General features: G+C 48.3%; 15 protein-coding genes. 12 read left to right on the top strand and 3 right to left on the bottom strand.

Annotated features, from left to right (window positions below; genetic code table 11):
• The first annotated feature begins 90 nt into the window (after nucleotides 1-90).
• Entirely contained in the window at nucleotides 91-675 is a 585-nt protein-coding gene (locus tag PP769_RS00225; protein WP_312643728.1) for a hypothetical protein, read from the top strand.
• A 615-nt stretch (nucleotides 676-1,290) separates the two neighbouring features.
• Here PP769_RS00225 and PP769_RS00220 read toward each other — a convergent pair.
• Nucleotides 1,291-2,295 (bottom strand): polyprenyl synthetase family protein, encoded by a 1,005-nt coding sequence (locus PP769_RS00220; protein ID WP_312643727.1) that lies wholly within the window; start codon nucleotides 2,293-2,295, stop codon nucleotides 1,291-1,293.
• Between the two features lie 311 nt (nucleotides 2,296-2,606).
• Between PP769_RS00220 and gltB the strand changes: the two genes are divergently transcribed.
• The 3 genes from gltB to PP769_RS00205 all read left to right on the top strand — a co-directional run bounded on the left by gltB (nucleotide 2,607) and on the right by PP769_RS00205 (nucleotide 10,387).
• Nucleotides 2,607-7,178 (top strand): glutamate synthase large subunit, encoded by a 4,572-nt coding sequence (gltB, locus tag PP769_RS00215; RefSeq protein WP_312643726.1) that lies wholly within the window; start codon nucleotides 2,607-2,609, stop codon nucleotides 7,176-7,178.
• Nucleotides 7,171-8,610 carry a glutamate synthase subunit beta gene (locus PP769_RS00210; RefSeq protein WP_312643724.1) on the top strand — a complete coding sequence of 480 codons (1,440 nt, stop codon included), beginning with the start codon at nucleotides 7,171-7,173 and terminating at the stop codon, nucleotides 8,608-8,610. Before gltB ends, PP769_RS00210 begins: the two co-directional genes overlap by 8 nt.
• A 277-nt stretch (nucleotides 8,611-8,887) precedes the next feature.
• A complete protein-coding gene (locus PP769_RS00205) occupies nucleotides 8,888-10,387 on the top strand; it encodes a multinuclear nonheme iron-dependent oxidase (RefSeq protein ID WP_312643722.1) in 1,500 nt (499 codons plus the stop codon).
• A 104-nt stretch (nucleotides 10,388-10,491) separates the two neighbouring features.
• On the opposite strand, the gene PP769_RS00200 is transcribed toward PP769_RS00205, so the two are convergent.
• Nucleotides 10,492-11,250, bottom strand: coding sequence for a hypothetical protein (locus PP769_RS00200; protein WP_312643718.1), 759 nt, complete (start codon nucleotides 11,248-11,250; stop codon nucleotides 10,492-10,494).
• A 341-nt stretch (nucleotides 11,251-11,591) separates the two neighbouring features.
• On the opposite strand from PP769_RS00200, the gene PP769_RS00195 reads away from it, so the two are divergent.
• Both PP769_RS00195 and PP769_RS00190 read left to right on the top strand, forming a co-directional pair.
• On the top strand, nucleotides 11,592-12,230 hold the full coding sequence (locus PP769_RS00195) for an MBL fold metallo-hydrolase (RefSeq protein ID WP_312643716.1): 639 nt from the start codon (nucleotides 11,592-11,594) through the stop codon (nucleotides 12,228-12,230).
• Between the two features lie 493 nt (nucleotides 12,231-12,723).
• Nucleotides 12,724-13,221, top strand: coding sequence for a hypothetical protein (locus PP769_RS00190; protein ID WP_312643714.1), 498 nt, complete (start codon nucleotides 12,724-12,726; stop codon nucleotides 13,219-13,221).
• Nucleotides 13,222-13,306: 85 nt separating this feature from the next.
• Here PP769_RS00190 and PP769_RS00185 read toward each other — a convergent pair whose 3' ends face one another.
• Nucleotides 13,307-13,639: a hypothetical protein gene (locus PP769_RS00185; protein ID WP_312643712.1), complete on the bottom strand. Its 333-nt coding sequence runs from the start codon at nucleotides 13,637-13,639 to the stop codon at nucleotides 13,307-13,309.
• A gap of 222 nt (nucleotides 13,640-13,861) precedes the next feature.
• Here PP769_RS00185 and PP769_RS00180 point away from each other — a divergent pair, with 222 nt between their 5' ends.
• From PP769_RS00180 to PP769_RS00155, 6 genes are all read left to right on the top strand, one after another.
• A complete protein-coding gene (locus PP769_RS00180; RefSeq protein ID WP_312643710.1) occupies nucleotides 13,862-14,359 on the top strand; it encodes a DUF192 domain-containing protein in 498 nt (165 codons plus the stop codon).
• A gap of 13 nt (nucleotides 14,360-14,372) precedes the next feature.
• Nucleotides 14,373-14,765: a Rieske (2Fe-2S) protein gene (locus tag PP769_RS00175; RefSeq protein WP_312643707.1), complete on the top strand. Its 393-nt coding sequence runs from the start codon at nucleotides 14,373-14,375 to the stop codon at nucleotides 14,763-14,765.
• Nucleotides 14,766-14,813: 48 nt separating this feature from the next.
• Nucleotides 14,814-15,128, top strand: coding sequence for a protease inhibitor I42 family protein (locus PP769_RS00170; RefSeq protein WP_312643705.1), 315 nt, complete (start codon nucleotides 14,814-14,816; stop codon nucleotides 15,126-15,128).
• Between the two features lie 13 nt (nucleotides 15,129-15,141).
• Nucleotides 15,142-15,996 carry a D-amino-acid transaminase gene (dat, locus tag PP769_RS00165; RefSeq protein ID WP_312643702.1) on the top strand — a complete coding sequence of 285 codons (855 nt, stop codon included), beginning with the start codon at nucleotides 15,142-15,144 and terminating at the stop codon, nucleotides 15,994-15,996.
• Nucleotides 15,997-16,270: 274 nt separating this feature from the next.
• The gene (locus PP769_RS00160; RefSeq protein ID WP_312643700.1) at nucleotides 16,271-21,148 is read left to right on the top strand and encodes a hypothetical protein; all 4,878 of its coding nucleotides are present in this window, start codon (nucleotides 16,271-16,273) and stop codon (nucleotides 21,146-21,148) included.
• A 489-nt stretch (nucleotides 21,149-21,637) separates the two neighbouring features.
• Nucleotides 21,638-22,579, top strand: coding sequence for a formylglycine-generating enzyme family protein (locus PP769_RS00155; protein WP_312643698.1), 942 nt, complete (start codon nucleotides 21,638-21,640; stop codon nucleotides 22,577-22,579).
• Nucleotides 22,580-22,727 lie beyond the last annotated feature (148 nt).

Here is a 22,727-nt window from a genome sequence, read left to right as displayed (position 1 = left end):
AACTCGCTGCGCTCAAACACTGCGCGCCTTTTCTCCGGTGTCGGCTGCACTGCTCGGCCACACCACGAGGCCAGGGGAGACTGTGAGATAATGTCCCTTACTTATGGCGGGCCAACTCGCTCCGCTCAGACAAGTCCCACCGATTTTTTGAGCGTCCACCCATGGGGCCGGACGGCAGGCGTGACATCTGAAATGATGAAACGATGTCTCGCATGTACGATTGTAATCGCTTTGCACTTCTCAGCGATTTCGTGGGCCGAAACGTACCAGGAAATCACCCTCGATAAGTTATTGACCTCATCACAGCAGTTGGCCCTGGGTATCACCAAGTTAACCCCCGAAGAGAAGGAGGCGCTACGTCTAGCTCTAATCCAGACCTTCCGCAACGGGTTCGATTTCGGCAAGGCTGAGGGCGCCAAGGAAACTGTTAAGCAAGCGCCGCCGAGCCGAGCAGTCCCCAATGTAATCAAAAGCCAGATCGATGGAGATTTCGAGGGTTGGGAAGGAGAGACGATCGTTAAGCTGTTAAACGGACAAATCTGGCAGCAGACGGAATATTGGTATCATTATCACTATAGCTTCATGCCCTCGGTCCTAATCTACAATCAGGGTGCGTCGTATAAGATGAAAGTTGAAGGCATAGATAAGGCCATTGGAGTTGTACAACTTAGGTAAGCCCGATCCGTTAGGTGATAGATCAAATAACTATGAACTATCACACCAAGACAAAAATGGTACCGAATACCCCATTCTGTATATAGATTGGTAGATGGGATCCTTCCTGTCCACTTTTTGAGCAAAAATGGAACTCTCCATTTGCTCCGTGCCTTTGGTACAGCGCCTGCCAGCCGCTTTTCCCTTGGTGTGATGGGCATTTGTTTCCGACGCCTGCTGTCCGACCATGGGGACGGACGCTCTTCTATCTCGGCGGGCCTTGTCTGAGCGGAGCGAGTTGGACCGCCCTCTTGTATCCCGCGGCCGTCCTATCTTATGAGGTCGGACTGGGCGTCAATGGTTTTGGGTCCTTTTGCCGAAACAAAAGGACCTCGCCTGCCGGGGCGAGACCCGGCAACATCAAATAACCGTTTAGACATGGTAATTTGATAAACGAGTAAGACGCGTTGTCTTAAAAAAACGTTTTGGTGATTTTCAAAAGCTAAAATGGGTTTCCGCTAAAAACTGGTCGGAAAAGCAGGAGGTGTAGGATCGACTTAGGCGAAGAATGAGCCAATTCTCGATTCAAATACTTCGAAAAGGGAACTACGAATAATTTTGGGGGGTATTGGGGTATTATTGGTCGCGGTTGACCATGTAGCAGGCGGTGATAGAGAGAGAACGTTTGGCCATACAGGCGGGGAACGGTTCAAGGTCGAGGGCCGCGGCTTCTACGTATTCTCGCGCTCGAGCAGTGGAATAGGACAGAGAACCTTGTTTCTGCATTAATTGGATGATTTTCGTGACGTCTTCATCCTCTATGGCATGTGCTAAGATCTTTTCAGTGATCCATTGGTTGTCTTGGGGGGAACAAGTCTGGAGAAGGTGAAGTAGGGGAATGGTAATCATACCCTGGCGAATATCCTGACCAAGGGCTTTGCCGAGCTTTGCCCGATCTGCGGAATAATCCAAGCGATCATCAGCCAATTGGAATGCCATTCCAAGATGGTAGCCAAACCGATAGAGGGCGGCTTGTTCTTCTATCGAGGCACCTCCCACGATCGCCCCGACCTTACAGGAGGCAGCGACCAGGGCAGCAGTTTTATATTCAACAATTTTAAGATAGGCGGCCTCAGACAGGTGCGGTTGACTGTTGGCGCAGAGTTGAAGGACTTCCCCTTCTGCCATCTTTCGGCAAGCATCCGCTAAGGCTTCGTTGATACCATGGTTGTGAAAGGTGGCAATCAGGGCCATGGCCTGGGAATATAAATAATCCCCCACCAGAATACTGGCTTGATTGCCCCAGATTTTTCTCGCAGTGGGTTGTCCCCGTCTAAGATCGGCTTCATCTAACACATCGTCATGTAGCAACGTGGCCGTATGGATAAATTCGACGAGACTGCCCAGCAACAAAAAATCTTTTTGAAGAAATCCACAGAGTCGGGCACAGAGAATCAGGAGCAGGGGGCGGATGCGTTTTCCTCCGCTGGCAAAGATGTGCCCAGCGACGGTATTGATGAGGGGGGCATGCGATTCAAGGTGTGTGGTAATTTGGCTTTCAACCTCAATGAGGTCCGGCCGAAAGGCTTCCCACACATCCTCCATGGACTCCAGGTCTCTTAGGGCTGGTTCCTGATGCATGGCGGCGATACTAGGGGCTAGCCTGTGGATTGTCAAGCTGAACCATAGCTTGGAAATCAATCAGCATTTTTTGAAAACCCGCATGCATGTGAGGGAAATATTGCGTACCGGAAAATGGATCGTCTTGACAGATTTTTTGACCATCCATTAATCTTGTCGTTTACAATTTTGTTTTAGACTTCCCTTTTCTTCCGTCGCTCTCCGGGACCACACAACGACACCATGGCCCATAGAGACTCTATTAAGGGGTAGCGTGCCTTAATCTCCTTTTTAATGATGGCCAACAACATTTTAGGTGAAACGTGAAACAGGTGACTAATCAACCAGTGTGGAATCTCCCTGGATTTCCTTCAGTTCAAGGCCTCTACCATCCCGGAAATGAGCATGATGGCTGTGGAATCGGGTTTGTGGCCCATATGAAGGGGCAAAAATCACATGACATCATAGAGAAGGGTCTGGAGGTCAATAAAAATCTCACTCATCGGGGTGCACAAGGGTGTGACCCATGTACCGGTGATGGAGCAGGAATTCTCTCTCAGATACCCCACGAATTTTTTCATCGGGTTGCCGCCGAAACGGGCGTCGACCTTCCTGTAGCCGGAGCCTATGGGGTCGGCATGGTATTTTTGCCGCAGGATGCCAGGACCAGGCAACAGTGCGAAGCCATCTTTGAAACGATCGTACGTGAAGAGGGGCAGCATTTTTTGGGGTGGCGGGATGTGCCGGCCAAAGAGGATCAAATAGGAGATCAAGCTCGACAAACGATGCCCGTCATTCGACAGTTTTTTGTGGCACGTGAATTACTGAATCCCATGCAGTTTGAACGTAAGCTGTATGTCATTCGTAAACGAATAACCCGTGCCATTCGCGAATCAGCTCTCCCCGGGAAGGAATGGGTCTATATCTCCAGTTTGTCCGGAAACACGATTGTTTATAAGGGGATGCTGTTGCCGGAACAAGTTGCACTGTTTTATCCCGATCTTGCGGATCCCACATTTACATCGGCGCTGGCCCTGGTGCATTCTCGCTTTAGTACCAACACGTTTCCGACCTGGGCCTTAGCCCATCCCTACCGCTACTCCGTCCATAATGGCGAAATTAATACTTTGAAAGGGAATGTTAATTGGATGCGCGCCCGACAGGGGAGGCTTGCCTCTGATCTGTTCGGGGATGATCTCAAAAAGTTATTTCCCATCATTGATGATTCCACGCAAAGCGATTCGGCCTGTTTGGATAATGCCATAGAATTTTTGGTAATGGCCGGCCGGTCCTTACCCCATGCCATGATGATGCTGATTCCGGAACCGTGGGTGGGAAATCCCCAAATGGATTTTGACCGTCGAGGGTTTTATGAATATCACGCGGCGGTGATGGAACCGTGGGATGGACCTGCGGCGGTGTGCTTTACGGATGGAAAGCTCGTGGGTGCCACCTTGGATCGGAATGGTCTGCGTCCCTGTCGTTATCAAATCACCAAAGATGATGTCGTGGTGTTGGCTTCAGAGGCGGGAGTGCTTCCGGTTGATCCTAAGACCATTCGCATGAAGGGACGTCTGCAACCGGGTCGCATGTTTGTTGTGGATACCGTCCAGGGACGTATTCTTGACGACGAGGAAATTAAAGCCGATATCACCAAACGTAAGCCCTATCGACAATGGTTAACGCAATATCGGGTATCCTTAGATGAACTGCCTGAGCCACTCAATGTGCCGCAACCCGATCACCCGACGCTACGCCAACGTCAGCAAGCCTTCGGGTTCACCGTAGAAGAGTTGAAAATGGTGTTGATCCCAATGGCAGTCACGGGTGAAGAGCCTATTTCTTCAATGGGAACGGATACCCCTTTAGCCGTGTTGTCCGAACGGCCCCAACTTCTTTTTAAATACTTCAAACAATTGTTTGCTCAGGTGACGAATCCTCCTATCGACCCGATCCGTGAGCATCTGGTGATGTCTCTTGTCACCAACATCGGGCCAAAACCGAATGTCATTGCAGAGATTCCAGAGGCATGCCGAAGAATCAAATTGCAGCAACCGATCCTTAGCAATGTTGATCTGCAAAAGATTCGCATGATTGGGGATCCTCACTTTAAAAGTAAGACACTGTCCTTGCTTTTTAAAGTTGTGGAAGGACCAGAGGGCATGGCGGCCGCTCTTGATCAATTATGCCAGCAAGCCTCAAAAGCCATTAAGGATGGCGAAAAGTTTCTTATTTTGAGCGATAGAGGCGTCAATGCCGAGTGGGCGCCCATTCCTAGTCTATTAGGTGTTTCGGCTGTGCATCATCATCTGGTTCGAGAAGAAACCCGGACAGAGGTCGGCCTGATTCTGGAAACAGGTGAACCGCGTGATGTGCATCATTTCGCCTGTCTTATCGGTTATGGAGCCGGGGCCATCAATCCTTATTTGGTGTTTGAGTCCCTCGTGGATATGGAACGGGAAGGGTATTTTCCTGAAAGCGTGGATGCGGCAACGGCTGAATCAAAGTTCATTAAGGCGGTCAATAAAGGATTGCTGAAAATATTCTCGAAGATGGGAATTTCCACAGTCCAGTCCTATTGTGGAGCTCAAATTTTTGAGGCCATTGGCCTGAATAGCGAACTGATTGATCGGTTCTTTACCGGAACGGCTTCACGGATCGAAGGAATTGGTCTCAGTGAGGTGGGGGAAGAGACCTTGCGCCGACATGCGCTGGCGTATCGTCCGGTCCCCATGCGGCATCTAGATTTTGGCGGCGAGATTCATTACCGGATTCAGGGAGAGCACCATAATTGGAATCCTGAAACCATTTACAAACTTCAGCATGCCTCGCGGGCGAATGATGCCAAAGCCTATGCGGATTTTTCAGCCCTGGTGAATAAAGAGGATCAACGGCGCTCCAATCTTCGCGGACTGTTTGAGTTTAACTGGGCGGGCGAACCGGTCGCTCTTGAAGACGTGGAGCCTGCCAGCGAAATTGTGAAGCGATTTACCACCGGAGCCATGTCGTTTGGGGCAATCAGCAAAGAAGCGCATGAGACTTTGGCCATTGCCATGAATCGCATAGGCGCCAAAAGCAATACCGGCGAAGGTGGTGAGGATCCGGAGCGATTTACACCTTTGCCGAACGGCGATTCCAAGAATTCTTATATTAAGCAAGTGGCATCGGGTCGTTTTGGGGTAACGGCGCATTACCTGGTGAATGCCAAGGAGTTACAAATTAAAATGGCCCAGGGTGCCAAGCCCGGCGAGGGCGGGCAATTGCCGGGACACAAAGTCGATGAATTTATTGCCAAACTTCGCTATTCCACGCCTGGCGTGCAACTGATCTCTCCTCCTCCCCATCATGATATTTATTCCATTGAAGATCTGAAACAACTCATTTTCGACCTTAAAAATTCCAATCCTGAAGCCGCGATTTCCGTAAAACTCGTGGCAGAGGTCGGAGTTGGAACCGTGGCTGCAGGCGTGGCAAAGGCTCATGCCGATAAGGTTCTCATAAGTGGAGATTCCGGAGGAACGGGGGCGTCTCCCTTATCGTCCATTAAGTACGCGGGAGTCCCCTGGGAATTAGGTCTGGCGGAAACCCATCAGACGCTCGTGCTCAATAATCTGCGTGGACGAATTCGAGTGGAAACCGACGGCCAAATGAAAACTGGGCGTGATGTGGTCATTGCAACCCTTTTGGGAGCGGAAGAGTTCGGTTTTTCCACGGCCCCCCTCATTGTTGAAGGATGCATCATGATGAGGAAATGCCACCTCAATACCTGTCCGGTAGGAGTGGCTACCCAAGATGAGGAGTTACGAAAACAATTTACGGGAAAACCAGAACATGTTGTGAACTTCTTTATGTTTGTGGCAGAAGAGATCCGTTCCCTGATGGCAAAACTCGGATTTAGGACCATGCGCGAGATGATCGGACGGGTGGACAAGCTCAAAGTGCAAAAAGCTGTGGATCATTGGAAAGCCAAAGGATTGGATTTATCTCCGTTATTGGTGAAGCCGAATGTCGGACCTGAAGTGGCCACCTCCTGTGTGCAAGCACAAGATCACGGTCTGAAAGAAATTTTAGATAATCAATTGGTAGAATTGTGTCAATCTGCCATTGACCGGGGTGACCCTGTTTCGCTGGATCTGCCCATACGAAATGTGAACCGGACCACCGGTACTGTTCTGTCAAGCCACATTGCACGCCGGTATGGGCCGGAAGGGCTTCCTCCCGACACGATTCGGATTAAATTTACCGGATCGGCCGGACAATCCTTTGGAGCATTTTTGTCAAAGGGTATTACGCTGACTCTGGAAGGTGAATCGAATGACTATTTGGGAAAGGGCCTCTCTGGAGGAACCATTATTGTAGTTCCCCCGAAAGGGGTGACGTATTTGCCGGAAGACACGATTCTGATCGGGAACACGTCCTTATATGGGGCGACTGGTGGTGAAGGGTATTTTTATGGCATTGCGGGAGAACGGTTTGCTGTTCGGAATAGTGGCGCACGAGCTGTTATCGATGGAACCGGCGATCATGGGTGTGAATATATGACCGGGGGGGTGGTGGTGGTTCTGGGGAAAACGGGACGAAATTTTGCAGCAGGGATGTCCGGAGGGGACGCTTATGTCTTAGATGAGGATGGACAATTCCCTGCACGTTGCAATATGGGCATGGTGGAATTAGAGCCTGTCGTGTCATCCGAAGACCAACAGACCCTACGTGCGATGATTGAAGCCCATTTTCGGCACACCCAAAGTGTCAATGCCAAGCGGGTGCTGGAATCGTGGGATATGATGTTGCCGAAATTTGTCAAAGTCATGCCGAGTGATTACAAGCGAGTGCTGCAGGAACGGAAAACGGCTTTGGCCAAAGAGCATGCTCAACGGAAACGTGAGGCGGTGACCCGTGGCTGATCCTCGTGGGTTTTTGAAATATAAACGGGAAGGACCTCAACGACGGCCGGTTGCGGAGCGGGTTCTAGATTGGAAGGAATTGTATGACCCATTTCCGGACGAAAAGTTAAAAGTTCAAGGGGCCCGCTGTATGGACTGTGGTGTGCCATTTTGCCAAAGTCCCGCCGGTTGTCCTGTGGAAAATTTGATCCCGGAATGGAATGATCTCGTGCATCGAGGTCGATGGAAAGATGCCCTTAAAGCGCTTCATGCGACCAATAACTTTCCTGAGTTCACCGGGCGCCTATGTCCGGCTCCATGCGAATCGGCATGTGTGTTAGGCATTAATAGCGATCCGGTCTCCATTCGTGTCATTGAATGGAATATTATTGATAAAGGATTTGAGGAAGGTTGGGTCGAACCGGTGTTACCGGTTGGTTCTTCCGGGAAGCGCGTTGCGATTGTCGGGTCGGGTCCAGCAGGATTGGCCGCGGCACAACAATTAGCCCGGACGGGGCATGAAGTCACAGTTTTGGAGAAGGCTGATCGGATTGGAGGCTTGCTTCGCTATGGAATCCCGGATTTCAAAATGGAGAAGTGGGTATTAGACCGGCGTTTGGAGCAAATGCGAAAGGAGGGTGTGACGTTTCAGACTGGCGTGTGTGTGGGTGTGGACGCCACCGTTCAGGACCTCCGTCATGAATATGATGCCGTGTTACTTGCAATGGGAGCTGAGCAACCGAGAGAATTGCCGGTTCCAGGGAGAGACCTTAAAGGCGTTCATCTCGCCATGGACTATCTGACCCAGCAGAATAAGCGAGTGGCCGGGGATACCGTTCCTGGGGAGCACATATCGGCTCAGGGCAAACGGGTGGTCATTATTGGTGGTGGTGATACCGGCTCAGATTGTCTGGGAACGGCTCATCGTCAAGGGTGCCTGGAAGCCCATCAATTCGAGTTACTACCCCAACCGCCACCGACTCGGGCTGTGTCGACACCATGGCCCTTATGGCCGATGCAATTACGAACGTCTCATGCCCACGAGGAAGGGTGTGATCGTGAATGGAGTATTGCCACCACAAAATTTTCAGGGGAAAACGGACATCTGACTAGTTTGCATGCGACCCGTGTGAATTTTGAGAATGGGAAGGTGGTTCCTGTGCCGGGGTCCGAGATCAAGATAAATGTGGACCTGGTGTTGTTGGCGATGGGGTTTATCGGGCCGGTGAAGAACGGCCTCCTGGATTCTTTTGGGCTTCAATATGATCCTCGAGGGAATGTTGCCGTTGATGAACACTTCATGACTAGTGTGGATGGGGTGTTTGCCACCGGAGACACCAAGCGGGGTGCGTCACTGATTGTCTGGGCAATTGCAGAAGGAAGAAAGTCTGCGGCCGGGATTCACCGGTATCTCCAAGCCGGACAATCCTTTCGAGCGTCTCGAGCGTCCTAATTTCAGGTCCTTCCCGGAGGTTTTGCGCCTTCGACTGATCTTAGAAGACTCTTGGGAAGTGTAAGCGATGGGTGTGAGTGTTCTGCTACTGACAATAAAGAAAAAGTAGCGAACAATGGCAACCCCAGCGCGTTCGCCACGCGGCTGTGATCACGCCTCCTTCCTAATCCTTCTTCGTTCTTGTAATTTTGAGCTTGCCGGACGGGCATTTTTTAAATGTCCTCCTCGGAAATTGTTCCTTCCTAATGCTTCTTAAGTCCCTGAAATGAAGAAACGTTTGAGCTATTCAACCGACCCATCACGTCGAGAGGCTGTCCATGAAGAGTTTCTTCGGCGCGCAGGCAGGATTCCATTTCTGGGTGTGGGCTTATCGGTGGATGTGTATTCTCCTGATGTCTTTGACTTGTATCAGGAACTTCGACGTGAACAAATCCCTATGGGTTATCTTGAAATTTTTCATGCGGCTTCTGAAGCTTTGGAGATGGTTCGAGCTCGGTTTCCTGACACTCCTTTGGCTTACCATGCCGAAGGGGTTTGGGTCACGCAACCTGATTGGGACACCGCATACAATTCTCAAGGGCGATTACGGGCTATCGCCTGCAATCTTCGAATGTTAAAGGCTCATTGGGTCAATCAAGAATGTGCGGCCAAAGAAATAGCCGGTCTTTCATTTGGGACCTATTTGCCTCCTGTTTTTACCAGAGCTTCTGCTGACATTACGGCTTACCAGGCGTGGAACGTTCAGTTGCAGCTTGATGAATGTGCATGGGGGCCCCAGGCTAATTCGCCATTGCTGCTTTTGGAGAACCCACCATTAACCTATTTTTTGATGGGTGAAATGCCGTATGCAGAATTTTTCTCCAACATTACCGGCAAAGCGCCCTGTGGGTTGGTCCTGGATCTAGGGCATGTTTGGACGGTCTATCGATATTCGGGTGCTTGGCGGAACCAGTGCCTGGAATCATTTTTCGAAGATTTTCTTAAGAGATTTCCCCTGGAGAGAGTGATCCAAATTCATATCGCAGGTCTGGATTGCCATCCGCATATACCGACACATGTGGGGTCAGGACCATTTGAGAATCCTCCGGATTGGATCGACGCCCATGAAGCTCCCATTCCGGACGAATTACTTATGCTTTTGGCTCGGGTGATAAGGGAATCTCGTCTACTCAATCTGAAAGGCATCGCCTTAGAAGTCGATAATAAGACAATACCGCTCATTTGTCGGGAAATGAAAACGGTATTGAAGATGATGGAGCCCTTTGTGCATGTGCCTGCTCGGGTACCTTCGCCCGCCACAAATCTTCAGAAGGCAGCAACCTGTCCAGTAGAAAACGTCGAGCCTTCTCGGGAAACTCGTGATGTATTAACCCGCCAATATAGAGAATGCATGGCATTGGTCAGTGAAGTCCTGAGTGGCCGGCTGGATGTTCCTAGCCAATGGGATGCCGAAATGAAGGAGGGGCTTCATGTGTATGCGACTCAGTATTTACCATATGAGATTCTCTCATGGGGTGGAGATGTGAAGGTAATGTTTCCCAGTGCCTGTGCTATTTTGGATCAATATGGGATTTCCTTGGAACAATTCGTTGAATTTTGGTTTGCCCATCCTCGAACATCTGAATCCGAATATGATTTTTTCCTGCTCAAAATTAATGTATTTGTGGAATTTATCGGTCAGGTGTTTCCTGGGGCGAGTTCACTTGTCAAACAGGAAGCCGAGTTGCTTGCCCAGGGCTATCTCCTCGCGTCTCAGGGGCCATCGACGAACCCATGACTGTAACCGGCAAAATTGGTTCTGTTTTTCAGTGACCTGGTCGATAGAAGGAGTTTGGGTAGATTGGTTGAATGCTGGGTTGAGGGCTTCTGCTTGCCAGGAATTTAAAAGTTCTTGGCCTGGGCTGCCGCTCCGGTAGACAGGGCTTGATGGATTTCTTGAATGAGGCGTAATTCGATGTCGGTGATTTCAGATTGCTGGGCTGAGAACATCTGCCCGTTTTTGGAAAGTTTTTCAAATTCGGCACGGACCCAGATAGTAGTATGATCGGAAGGTCCTTTCTCAATCGCGAGGAGGTATTGGTTGCGAAAGCCTGATAGTTCCAGCGAAGGAGGAAGAGACGTTTTGCGATCAGTAATATAGACGGCCTTTTGATCTGTTTGCATGCTGGCAAGTATTGAATAGCCATTTTTTGTGAGTGCGCCTTCTATGATTTCTGAAGCCGAGGAATAGGGAAACGGCAACTCCTGACTTTGACCACCAATTTGATGAAGAGTCAGTGTCTTCCTCATCTGGTCCCGTTGGCTCCTGAGCCATTTGTTTTCTCCTTCCAACTTTCGGTGTTCTTGTTCCAAGGTTTTAATCCTGGCTCCATCTTTTTTTGGGCTATTCGCCAATTCAGCCATTTGAGCCTGTGCGTCTCGAAGTTGTTCCTGGTGGGTCACTTCTGCATCTCGTAGCTGAGATTCATAGGATTCTGCAGTTTTTCTAGATTCTTGATTCAGCAAGTCGATTTGTTGCTGCATAACTTTGTTTCCCTCTTGGAGGGAATGAATAACCGACTCCAGTTTGATGGCCTGCTTTTTGAGCTGAATATTTTCTTCTTCAAGCCCGGAGTTATTTTGAGGACAACCCATCAGCATAAAGATGAGCATCCCTGCACCAATGAATAGGGCTTTGCTTCTTGGGCAGGGGAGAATATCTGGCCTCTGCTGGGATGTTGGGCAGCGCTGGAATGCTTGAGTTTTCACCGGCTCAGCATATCCGTGTAGGGAAGATTGTGTTGTGGTTGGATCAAATGGGTACCTTTTATTAGGTATTTTAGGCTTAAACTGTTCTTATTTCAAACTTCAATATTGAGGCATATTTTAAAGAAGAGGATTTGTCTGAAATTCCAGTGGGAAATTGTGTAAATCTGCACTAAAGTAGGTGTTCATTCAAGTTTAATCCACTGCCTTATCAGTGCCGCTTTAAGGAGATCGCGATGAATCAGCTCATTCGGATAACTTTCCCCGTCCCTCCACTTTCATGTAATTGTTCGATTATCGGTGACAAAGAAACTAAGCAGGCCATTGTGGTGGACCCAGGCGGGAATCCTGAGCGCATACTCAAGGAAATTGATGCCCTGGGATTCACCGTCACCTCCGTTTTGCATACCCATGCTCATTTTGACCATTTTTTAGCCTCCGGTCATATTAAGCAAGCGACGGGGGCACCTCTGTACTTGCATTCCCAGGATCAAAATCTTTGGGACATGCTGGAAATTCAATGCCGAATGTTCAGCATCCCATATGTGCCTGCCCCTCCGCCGGACCGCTGGATTAAAGATGAATCAGAGGTGCGTGTGGGTTCCTATTCTGGAATCGTGATCCATACTCCTGGCCATACTCCTGGGTCGGTATGTTTTTTCTTTGAAAGCCAAAATCTGGTGTTTTCCGGAGACACCTTGTTTCGTGGTGGAATTGGCAGAACCGACCTGTGGGGTGGAGATGGCCAGGTAATTGAGCAATCGATTCGAGAGCGTTTGTACACCCTTAAAGAAAGTACCCTCGTAATACCTGGACATGGGCCTGAATCGTCCATTGGATGGGAGCGGGAACATAATATGTTTGTGCATGGATAATCAGTGTCGATTTAGTGGGGTTTATCACAAGAGAAAGTCAAGGAGACGCTATTCATCCCTTTGTATTGTTGATGGTTCTTTTGGGGCTTATTTGTAAAGTGGCCATTCATCCATGGTGGGCTATTGTAAGTAAGGTGATTGGAGAAATTGGAGACAAAAGTCCATTGAGATTAGGAGGAAAATGTCACAAAAAGTATCTCTTGTCTCAAAAACTCCGACACCATGGAAGAAAAGACTTATTTCACAAAGAAATTATTTAAAATTATTTAAAAATGGTTGAGGAATCTTTGATTCTCTTCTGAAAGGAACTTAGAAAGCACTTTTTTGTTTTTATCCGACATGAATCACAATGATAAAAACCTTCTTGCGTCGAAGAATGCCATATGCTATAACCAACCCTCTTGTTGAAACTTAAACCATATAAATCAGAAAATTGGCTTGCGTTCTTAGGTAAAACCTTCATTATCAACAGCTTCTCATGAGGAGGTAGGCGATGCACAGAGTGCTTCTATCCGTCCTTTTAAGTGCGGTTTTCGTTGCGGTCGGTAGTTCAGGCGCATTTGCGTTACAGTCCGGTGGTGTGGAAATTGGTGACCTTGAAACGGGGTCAGTCGTGGGCCAGCCGTTTACAAAATTGGATGTTGATCTTGAGTTTAATGCCATGGAAATTGGTGGAAAGAAAGTCTGGTACCCCGCGACATCCATCTTGAGTCTTGTGGCCTCTGCGACAGGTGGGAGAGCAGGAAGACCTATTTTGTTCAAAGTAACCAACAATATGGACAAAGAACATGGTTTTGAGCTTTCCGCTGATTCAGCTTTTGCCGCTCCAACGTCGATGCATATTAAGCTGGTTTTGGCACCTGGGGAAACCAAATATATCGGTATTCCCATGAGTGATCTCACGTATGTGACCTCGAACAATTTATTGAACTACAAGTGTCAATTACATGCAGCCCACCTGGGTGGACAGTTATTGATTCTGACCAAGTAGCTATTGCTTGGACGTAATTTTGTATAAAAAAGCCCCATCCTATTTCAAAGGATGGGGCTTTTTTATACCTGAATTTGTTTATTAACTACACTTCCTCGTCACTCTGACAATCCACAATAGCGTTTAACGGAATTTTCTGAGCCGCAAGCAGTTCTCCTTCGACAACCAATAATAAAAACCGACTCTCCGTCGGTTCATCCTCCGGTAAATTTCTGACACTAGTGTTGAGATCGACAATCATTTCTTCGGGAGACTCGGTTGTGGTGTTATTGATCACCCAGAAGTAATGGCTGCCCTTGGGGTAGAGGTTTGAGACAAACCGATCGATGGCCGTAGAAATCGATGGGGAAGCAGAGGTGCTGGTAGAGGAAAAGAGAACTAGAGAAAGCGTGAGCAATAAACTTGGGAGGTAGCGCATACGAGGCCTCCATGGTATGAAGTAAGATTTTTCCTTGGGGGAGATGGTGCCAAGGCTCTTTTGCCATCCTTCATCTTGGCTGAAATCATATCAACTTACATGATATCTTATCGTGGGTGTGTTTCTTGAGCAAATCGCGAAATAATAGAAATGCGCCGCTAGAGCAAAGGCCCAAGGCTTGAGGCAAAAGGGTTTTAGAAAAATAAGGAAATATTTAGAACAATGTTATCTTTTCTACAAGGTAAAGGGGTCCCAAGTAAAAAGCGAATTTTCTTTCTTTTGGTAATGGCGTTGTTCCTGATTTCCGGTGCACTATTGTTTAATGCTCCCGAACAGACGCAAGTCATCAATATAAATTTTCCCAGCGGTGGGGTGTTGAAAGCAGAGGTTGCTGATACACCGGAAAAACTTTTATTCGGATTAGCGTTTAGAAATATTCTTCCTCCCGGTGAGGGAATGATTTATATTTTTGACAATTCTGGTCCCCATCGGGTCTGGACAAAAGAGTTTCAATTTCCTGTTGATGTGATTTGGGTTGATGAGAGTAAGGTTGTCGTGCATATAGTCGAAAGGGCTCTTCCCTGCAACGAAAGAGAATGCCCCTGGTATGGGCCCCCGCCGCAAGATGCACGCTATATTGTGGAAGCCAATGCTGGGTTTGTGGACCAAGCCAAAGTTCAGATAGGGGCACAGGTCACCTTTACATTGCTTGTCTCTTAAAGAAGAACCGGCTATGAATGATTCAGATTTTGAAAAGGGTATGGACTGCAGGGTATGTGAACCGCTGAGTCCAAAAGAGGGATTTATTTATGTTGGGAAGCTGGAGGATATTCCAAAAGGAAAGGGACGGGTATTCAAAGTCGACGGGAAAAGCGTGGCTATTTTTCGGGTTGATGATCGTTGCTTTGCTATCAATGATATCTGTCCCCACCAAGGAGCCTCTTTGGGAAAGGGCCGGTTGAAGGGCTTTCTGGTTTCTTGTCCGTGGCATCATCAGCAATTTGACATTCGCTCGGGATTTGGTCCGGATGGCGGAGGGTATTGTGTGGTCAACTATGATGTACTGATTGATAAGGGAAATGTGTTTGTTTGTTTAAAAAAACGTGATTGGCTAACTGGAGAATAGTGGACTTCACAGACGGACCATGAGCTAAGTTTTAGGTAAGGTGAGTGCATGAATATAGATCAAGTTCAGGCGAAAGCGATTCAGGTTTTCCAGTCGGACACATTTATGGTGCATTTATGGGAAGATCGGACCCGTGGGGAACAATGGGTGCCAAGTTATGACCCCAAAGTGCTGGGATTAGTGGAAGATGAGTTTCTTCGAACGGTCAGTAATAATGCGGTAGATTCCGGCCGGCGATCATTTGAATTTCGGGCATTGGAACTTGGAACGCATCATTTGGAGTTTAGTAAAAGGATGGCATGGAAGTTTACCGCTGAAGATCGACGGATTTTTAAGGTCATTGTCTCCCCTCTGTCTTCCTGAATGAAGTTAGGGCATGCCGGATATTGGGTATTTCAATGGGCACTTTTCTCCATTGGAGGAGATTAAGATCTCTCCGGATGATCGTGGATTCTTATTTGGGGATGGCATCTATGAAGTGATTCGTGCCTATCATGGGGTTCCTGCTTTTTGGAATGAGCATTTCAATAGGTTGGTCAGGAGTGCCCAAGAAACCCGGATCCAATTTTCTTTAGAGCCACCCCAATTTCTGCGCCTCCTTCTTTCCGGTCTTCAGCAGAGTGGGTATCAGGAGGGAAAGATCTATATTCAGGTAACCAGAGGTGTGGCTCCGCGTGAGCATACTTTCCCTTCTAATGGAGAACCTACCGTCTTCTTGGCATTTCGACAAATGGTTGGATTGCCGACTGACGTCTTTCAGCATGGCGTAAGTGTTATTACCCTACCTGATACTCGATGGCATCGCTGTGATATTAAAAGCCTTAATTTGCTTCCGAATGTCCTGGCCAAGCAACAGGCCCGTGATGCCAAGGCCTTTGAGGCGATATTTGTAAGAGACGGACAGGTGACTGAGGGGGCTACGAGTAATATCTTTGTGGTGAAAAATGGCGTGCTTATTACTCCAGAAAGGAATCATTTGGTCCTGGCTGGCGTGACACAGCAACAGGTGGCGACGTTAGCTCAGGCAAAAGGCTTGGACGTCCAATTTCGATCAATTCCTATTTCGGAAGTCCTTCAATCTGACGAAGTCTTTCTCGTGGGCACAACAATTGAGGTTTTGCCTGTCATTCAGGTGAATGAACAACTCATACAGGATGGAAAGCCAGGCCCCATTTCCACTGATCTTCAGAAAGAGTTTTCCTCGTATGTCGCTGGGCTCACACTGTCGTAGCTTATTAAAATCGAAAGTTTAAGGCTGGAGTGAATTATTAGCCGTTAATCGGTGAGAAATTGGCTATTTCCCATATTCGTTTCGGGTATGCCATTTATTATAGTAGTTGTGAGAAATTCAATTAAATCAAACTCATATCTTTCAGACTTGACAGCCTCAAGCGATTGGATTACCTTTTGCGCTCTCCAACATTTTCAGGGAATATTATTGACTGTTTGATTGGTTGAATAAGTCTTTGGTTTGTCAGTTTATTTCACCTTAAGGAGGCCGGTCCATGTTTCACATGAAATCTAGGAAAGCGATCACCACACTTTCCATTGGATTGTTAGTCGGGGGGTCCAGTTTTTTATCAGGAGGAACCCTCCTGGCTGAAGAAAATCAGGACAAAGTTATTCATAGCACGGGAATGGTTCATCAAGAGTCACCTGAATGGGCGGAGCGTTTGAAGGGCCAGACCATCATGGAGGACACCAAGGAAGGCCGGCCGAATCGAGCGGCCATGGTGGAACGCCAACATGATCGGATCATGCTGAGAATGGAGAATGAGTCTGGCGCTCAACATGGTGGTGACCATACGGCTACCGGTTTTTACAACACGATGACCAATATGCACCAATATGGGGCGGGAGGCCAGGATTTACTGTTGGCCTCGGATCGTAATGTGGAGCCTGTTGCAGCGAGTGGCGGAAATTGTCCTGCAACTGCGCCGGTCAGGGAATATGATATCTCGGCCATCAATGCCGAGATTACTCTCAATCAATGGCTTGATTACTATCCTGGCTATATGTATGTGCTAACCGAAAATATCGATAAGGTGCGGGAAGAGGAAGCCAAGAATGCAGAAGCGAGAGAGGTGGATGGCCATGGTGACCCGGGTGCGGTCACGAACGGTCTTCAAGACCAATGGATTCAACCTCTGGTGATCAGAGGAAATCAAGGGGATTGTGTAAAATTCACCTTCCGAAACCAACTTGAGTTTGGTGAGGAGGCCAGTCTTCACATCCATGGATCGAATATGGTTATCAGCAAGACCGGGCAGCCTGCTACGACAACCAATCGCGACACGGTGGCTGAAGAAGGGCAAGTTGTAGAAATGGAATGGTACATTCATCCTGACACCCAGGAGGGTGGTCGCCAATTTCATACATTTAGTAATGATCGGGAGTTGACGGTCATGGGTCTTATGGGGACATTCGTGGTTGAACCGCATGGTTCCGAATATCTGAATCCGTTGGGAGACGGAGATCCAACCCCTATGGCCAGTGGGTGGCAAGCCATAATTAAAAATGGAACGGGACCTGATTTCCGTGAGTTCGTGTTGATTTATCATGAGGTGGGTGACGAGGCGTTTCGTCCGGTAAACAAACATGGTGATTTCTTACCCCAACGGGATCCTCTCACCGATGCCTATCGGCCAGGAGCTCGAGCTCTTAATTATCGAAGTGAGCCATTTGGCATCAACAACATGCATGTGCAGCATGAATATTTCGGGTTTGAGGACGAATCTATGGGATATAGTTCCTATACCTTTGGTGATGCACCAACGACGATTCCTCGATCCTATCTTGGGGACCCTGCCAAGTTCAGGTTGGTTCACGGAGGGTCTGAGGTATTCCATTCTCACCATCCGCATGGCGGGACGATCCGATGGCCAAGAAGCCCGCGGGCGATTGATCAAATGCCGATGTGGCATGCCGCGAAAAATGGTCCGGTTAAATATCCGGTTATCAGGACAAAAACTGACCGGGTTGATGTAGAAGTGATCGGGCCATCAGAAGCGTTGGATTTGGAGACGGAATGTGGGTCTGGCTTATGCCAACAACTGGCCGGTGACTTCCTGTTTCACTGCCATGTCGCTCATCATTATGTGGCAGGAATGTGGGGGTATTGGCGGGTATATAATACCCTCCAGACAGATGACAACCGTACGGATGTCATGCCAAACCTCAGGGAATTGCCTGATAGAAAAGGTCGGATGCATGTGGGGGTCACTTCCGATCAATTGATTGGTAAAACCGTCGATTGGTTTGGGAAAACATTCACCATCGTAGAAAAGGGAAAGAGCAATTGGAAATCGAACCCAGCGGTCGTCAATATTAAGGAATGGGTGGAAATTCAGTTGCCGGCCCAAGGGAAACCCGGTCATAAAGATGACGAAAAGGGCCAAATTATTTCTTATGATGCGACGGTATTGGATTGGGCCTGGGATGGTCATAAAGCCATGTCTGAGAAAGAGAGCACAATCGAGAACCCAAAATACCATTCGCCCACTCCAGGAAAACGGCGCCCAATTCTCTTTGAGCCAAGGACGGGGAAGGTATCATGGCCGCATTTGACTCCACATTTCGGTAAACGGGTCATGTTCCCACCAAATCACAATCCGGCCCCATGGTTGGAAATGATTCATCAGGATGAAAATGGTCTACGAACCTCTGAGCCTGCCAAACCGGGAGAAAATGGCCGGTGGAGTTTGTGTCCGGAAAATGCCGGACGAAAATATTACAACATTCATTTCATCAATACTCCCATTGAAATGGCCGGGGCCCAGGGTAAGGAAGCTCCTGTCATTGATCCTTACGGGTTGATTTATGTCCTCCATGAAGAGGAAGAAGAAGTCCGAAAAAATAACGACAAAAAATTGCCGTTGGTGTTTCGTGCCAACATTTATGATTGTGTGGACTATACGTTGACCAGCGAATGGTTGGATGACGATTTTACAAATTTCCAATCCTCTAAAATTAACATTCATCCACATTTTCTCCAATTTGACAACCAGGCATCGGATGGAGTGATTACCGGGTTTTCCTACGAACAGTCTGTTCGTCCGTTTACCATGCTGGAGAAAAAGACTAAAAAAGGTTTGCCCGTGCCCATGAATACCGTTTTAAAGGGCAAGGCAAAAAAGGGTGAGTCCAGCATTAAGGTTAAAAATGCAGCGCAATACCATGTCAATACCGAATTGCTGGTCGGTGCCGATAATGTCAAAGGCAACGAGATCCGTCGCATAAAATCTATTAAAGGAGATACCATTTCCTTTGTTCGACCCCTGCAGCATGATCATCCCGCCGGGGATATCGTGACCGTGGAGTTTGTTCGCTCACGACTTTGGGCGGATGCTGACGTGGGAACGGTGTTCTGGCATGACCATGCCTTCGGGGCCACCACGTGGCCACATGGTGGATTCGGAACATTAGTTGTGGAACCGGTGGGATCAACTTACCATGATCCTAAGACTGGGAAACTAGTCAGGAGTGGTCCCATTGCAGATATTCATACGGTTGAACCGGTCGGCTATGGTGTAGATAATAGCTTCCGGGAAATGGTGGTCCAAGTTCATGATACCGTTCCACATACCGTTAACATTGTGACGGCTGGTAACCCGCCTGGGCAACCTGTCGAGGTAGCCTTGGAAGCAGGGAAAACGGTGTCATTTATGATGCCGGAAAAAATTCTCATGACCCCAATGCCCTTCCTCAATGGAGGGACGCATACGACGGGAAGCGGCCTCAATTTCAGGGCGGAACCCATTGCCCAACGTTTGGCCGTGAATCCCGATGCTTCAAAAATATTTAGTAGCACTGAGCACGGTGATCCCGACACGCCGTTGGTACGGGCCTACCTGGGAGATACCGTGGTATTCCGTCTTTTGCATACCCTCATGAATGAAACGATGACCTGGACCATTTCAGGGCACACGTTTTTAAGCGAGCGGTATGCCGGTGATGCCAATAGGAAAAATTCCATGCATATTGGTATTGCCGAGCGATATGATTTGGTCGTTCCAAAGGCAGGCGGTCCTCGTCTGCAGCCTGGAGACTATATTCATTTTAATGGACGGTCTTCAAAATTCTCCGAGGGAGGTTGGGGAATTCTCCGAGTCTTGGATAAGGAAACCGAGGATCTGAAACCGCTCCCTGCAGGGTATTCAGGTCGAAATGAGATTCCCAAACCCCTCCCTGTTTGTCCTGAAGAGGCTCCTGTGAAATCATTTAATGTGGTCGCCATGGACTTTCCAGGGATGAGTTTTAATCCTAGTGCTCCGGAATCCATTGAGATCGACTTTGAAAGAACCATCGAGCTAAGAAATCCTGAGGGCAAGATCTACGTCCTTGAAGATGAAGTCACTAAAGTGGCAGGGGATTACCATCCGATGCCATTGACTATTCGAGCAAACGTGGGAGATTGCATCAAAGTAAATCTCAAGAATAAAATGAAGGAGAGCCGTGCATCCTTCTCCGCAATTTCACTGGCCTTTAATCCGAAAGATTCATTGGGGGCCAACGTCGGAAATAACCCAGGGGATCAAACGATTGCTCCAGGGGAATCAAAGACGTACACCTATTACGCTGATCCATTTAACGGGGAGATTTCATCTCTGGTTTGGGATTGGGGAAATGTGATGTTAAACCCGCGAAACGGCTTGTTCGGGGCAGTCATCATCGGACCGAAAGGGTCGCAATACCGGGATCCAAAGACCGGTGCCGACATTTCCCTTAAAAATAGCTGGGAAGCGGATGTGATTGTTGATCAGACCATTCCCGGTCAAGAAAACCGCCGAAATTATCGTGATGTAGCTTTACTCTTTCAAGATGAAGACAACATCATCGGTACCAGTTTTATGCCGTATGTTCAGAATGTCGCCGGCCTCACCGGTGTCAATTATCGTTCCGAACCCTATCTTCACAGAGAAGAGGCAGGCTGTACACTTGGACGCATGTTTCAACCCTGTGAGGTGGATAATCCACAAGATCCGGTTACTCCGATTATCCACGCACATGCAGGAGATCCTGTGAGGATTCATGTGTTCGGTGCCAGCAGCGAACAAAACGGGATGTTTAGTGTGGAAAAGCATGAATGGCCAATTGAACCCTTCATGCCGGGAGCCGACGAAATCAGTGTGGTCGAATTCGCTGGTTCGGAAACGATTGACGTGTTTATTCCGTCCGCTGGAGGGCGTGATATGCTTCCCGCAGATTATGTCTGGAATAATCAGCGCCTACCTTACTCCCAGTCGGGTCAGTGGGGGTATTTAAGGGTCCTACCTAAAAATGACCAACGGATCCTGCCTCTTGAAGGAGGTTCCAGGGATGTGAAGCAAGCTTCGAACGACGTGGTGGAGACTGGCCGGGTGTTGCCTGTGGCAGCCAAATAGGCAGTTTCACCATTAAGGTTTTACGAATGGGGGATTCGCAAGAATCCCCCATTTTTTTTCTTTAGGTATATTAAAACGGACGTCTTCGGTTTTTTAAAGCCAAGCAACTCAGGGTTCAATTTTAAAGAAATTTGAAAATGGTAACAGATCAATTGTTATAATATTCATGTAGGAAGACTTTCTCGTATACGGAATATCTGGATAATCCATCTTTCGTATTATTTTTTGAATCCTGAGTACGGACTAAATCCATTCAGGCAATGAGTAAAGGCGGATTTGGGTGGTTGTCTTAGACGCCTTGACCTCACTGAAAGGTGAAGCTACGATTTGGTCCATTAAACGACCATACTGAAACACAAATATTGGGGTTCCCAGCAAATGCCTTATTCCAGAACAACACGAAGAGATCAGTGTTTGTCGTTGGGATGGTGAATTCTCCAATTTTTCCATCAGTGGCGTCTTAGTCGTCGGATTAATTTGGAGGGGTCTATGCGTGAAGGACAAAGCAGGAAGTACCTTGTGGTAATGGGCTTGATGGTGGTTGGGTTTACCCTCATTTCCGGAATGATGTCGTGGGCACTGGATGTGTCTGACATACGGCCGGAGTGGACGGAGGAGGGCAAAAGGTTGGCTTTGCAGCGGACGCAATGGCCTACCAAAGAAAAGAGAGTGGTGATTCCAGCCGGTTGGTTTACGATGGGAAGTAATAAGAAAATTGATAGGAAGGCTTACCGGCCTGAGATGCCTCAACGCCAGGTGTATCTGGATGCTTTTGAGATTGATGCCTATGAAGTAACCGCTTTGGAATATTTGCGTTTTGTCGTTGACACGGGCCGTCCGCCATTGCCGGATTGGAAATTTGATGGGGGAAACTTTCAGGAGAGTATGGCCCATCATCCCGTGATGCATGTCACCTGGTATGAAGCTGATGCCTATTGCCGGTGGGCCGGCAAGCGGCTCCCTACGGAAGCCGAATGGGAAAAAGCGGCCAGGGGAACAGATGGACGAATTTATCCGTGGGGAAATACGCCGGCAGGTCTGACGCGAGCCAATTTTGGGAGATCGGGCATATCCGGTCCGGTCCGTGATCGTCCCGAGCGGTTGCTTCTTTATCCACCTATTATTTCTGTCGATAAGTATGAAATCGGTATCAGTCCCTATAACGTTTTCCAGATGGCAGGGAATGTCGCAGAATGGGTGAACGATTGGTACGATCCGGCCTATTATCAAACTGCTCCGGACAGGAATCCCCAAGGCCCTTCTACCGGTGAACATCGGGTATTTCGTGGAGGTGGCTGGATGGACAGTACTCCGACCGTACGGACCGCTCAGCGCAATGGAACCGCTCCTGAGACACAGGCTAACTGGCTTGGCTTTCGGTGTGCTGCTGGCTTGAAAGACGATCTTACCCATTCGACCTCAACTCCTTGATTGTAAGAAGTGGATGTATTCTTGTTTCTGAGCTGGTTTCTATTCCTTCTCACAAAATTGGTTATTCTTATAAACCCTTTTCTCCCGGACATAGTGGATAGTGGGAGTTTAAGAGGGTTTGAGTTATCAAGGGGGCTTAGAGTTGAAG

The organism is Candidatus Nitrospira allomarina (assembly GCF_032050975.1).
GTDB classification, from domain to species: Bacteria; Nitrospirota; Nitrospiria; order Nitrospirales; family UBA8639; genus Nitrospira_E; species Nitrospira_E allomarina.
This window is presented reverse-complemented; position numbering and strand designations above follow the sequence as displayed.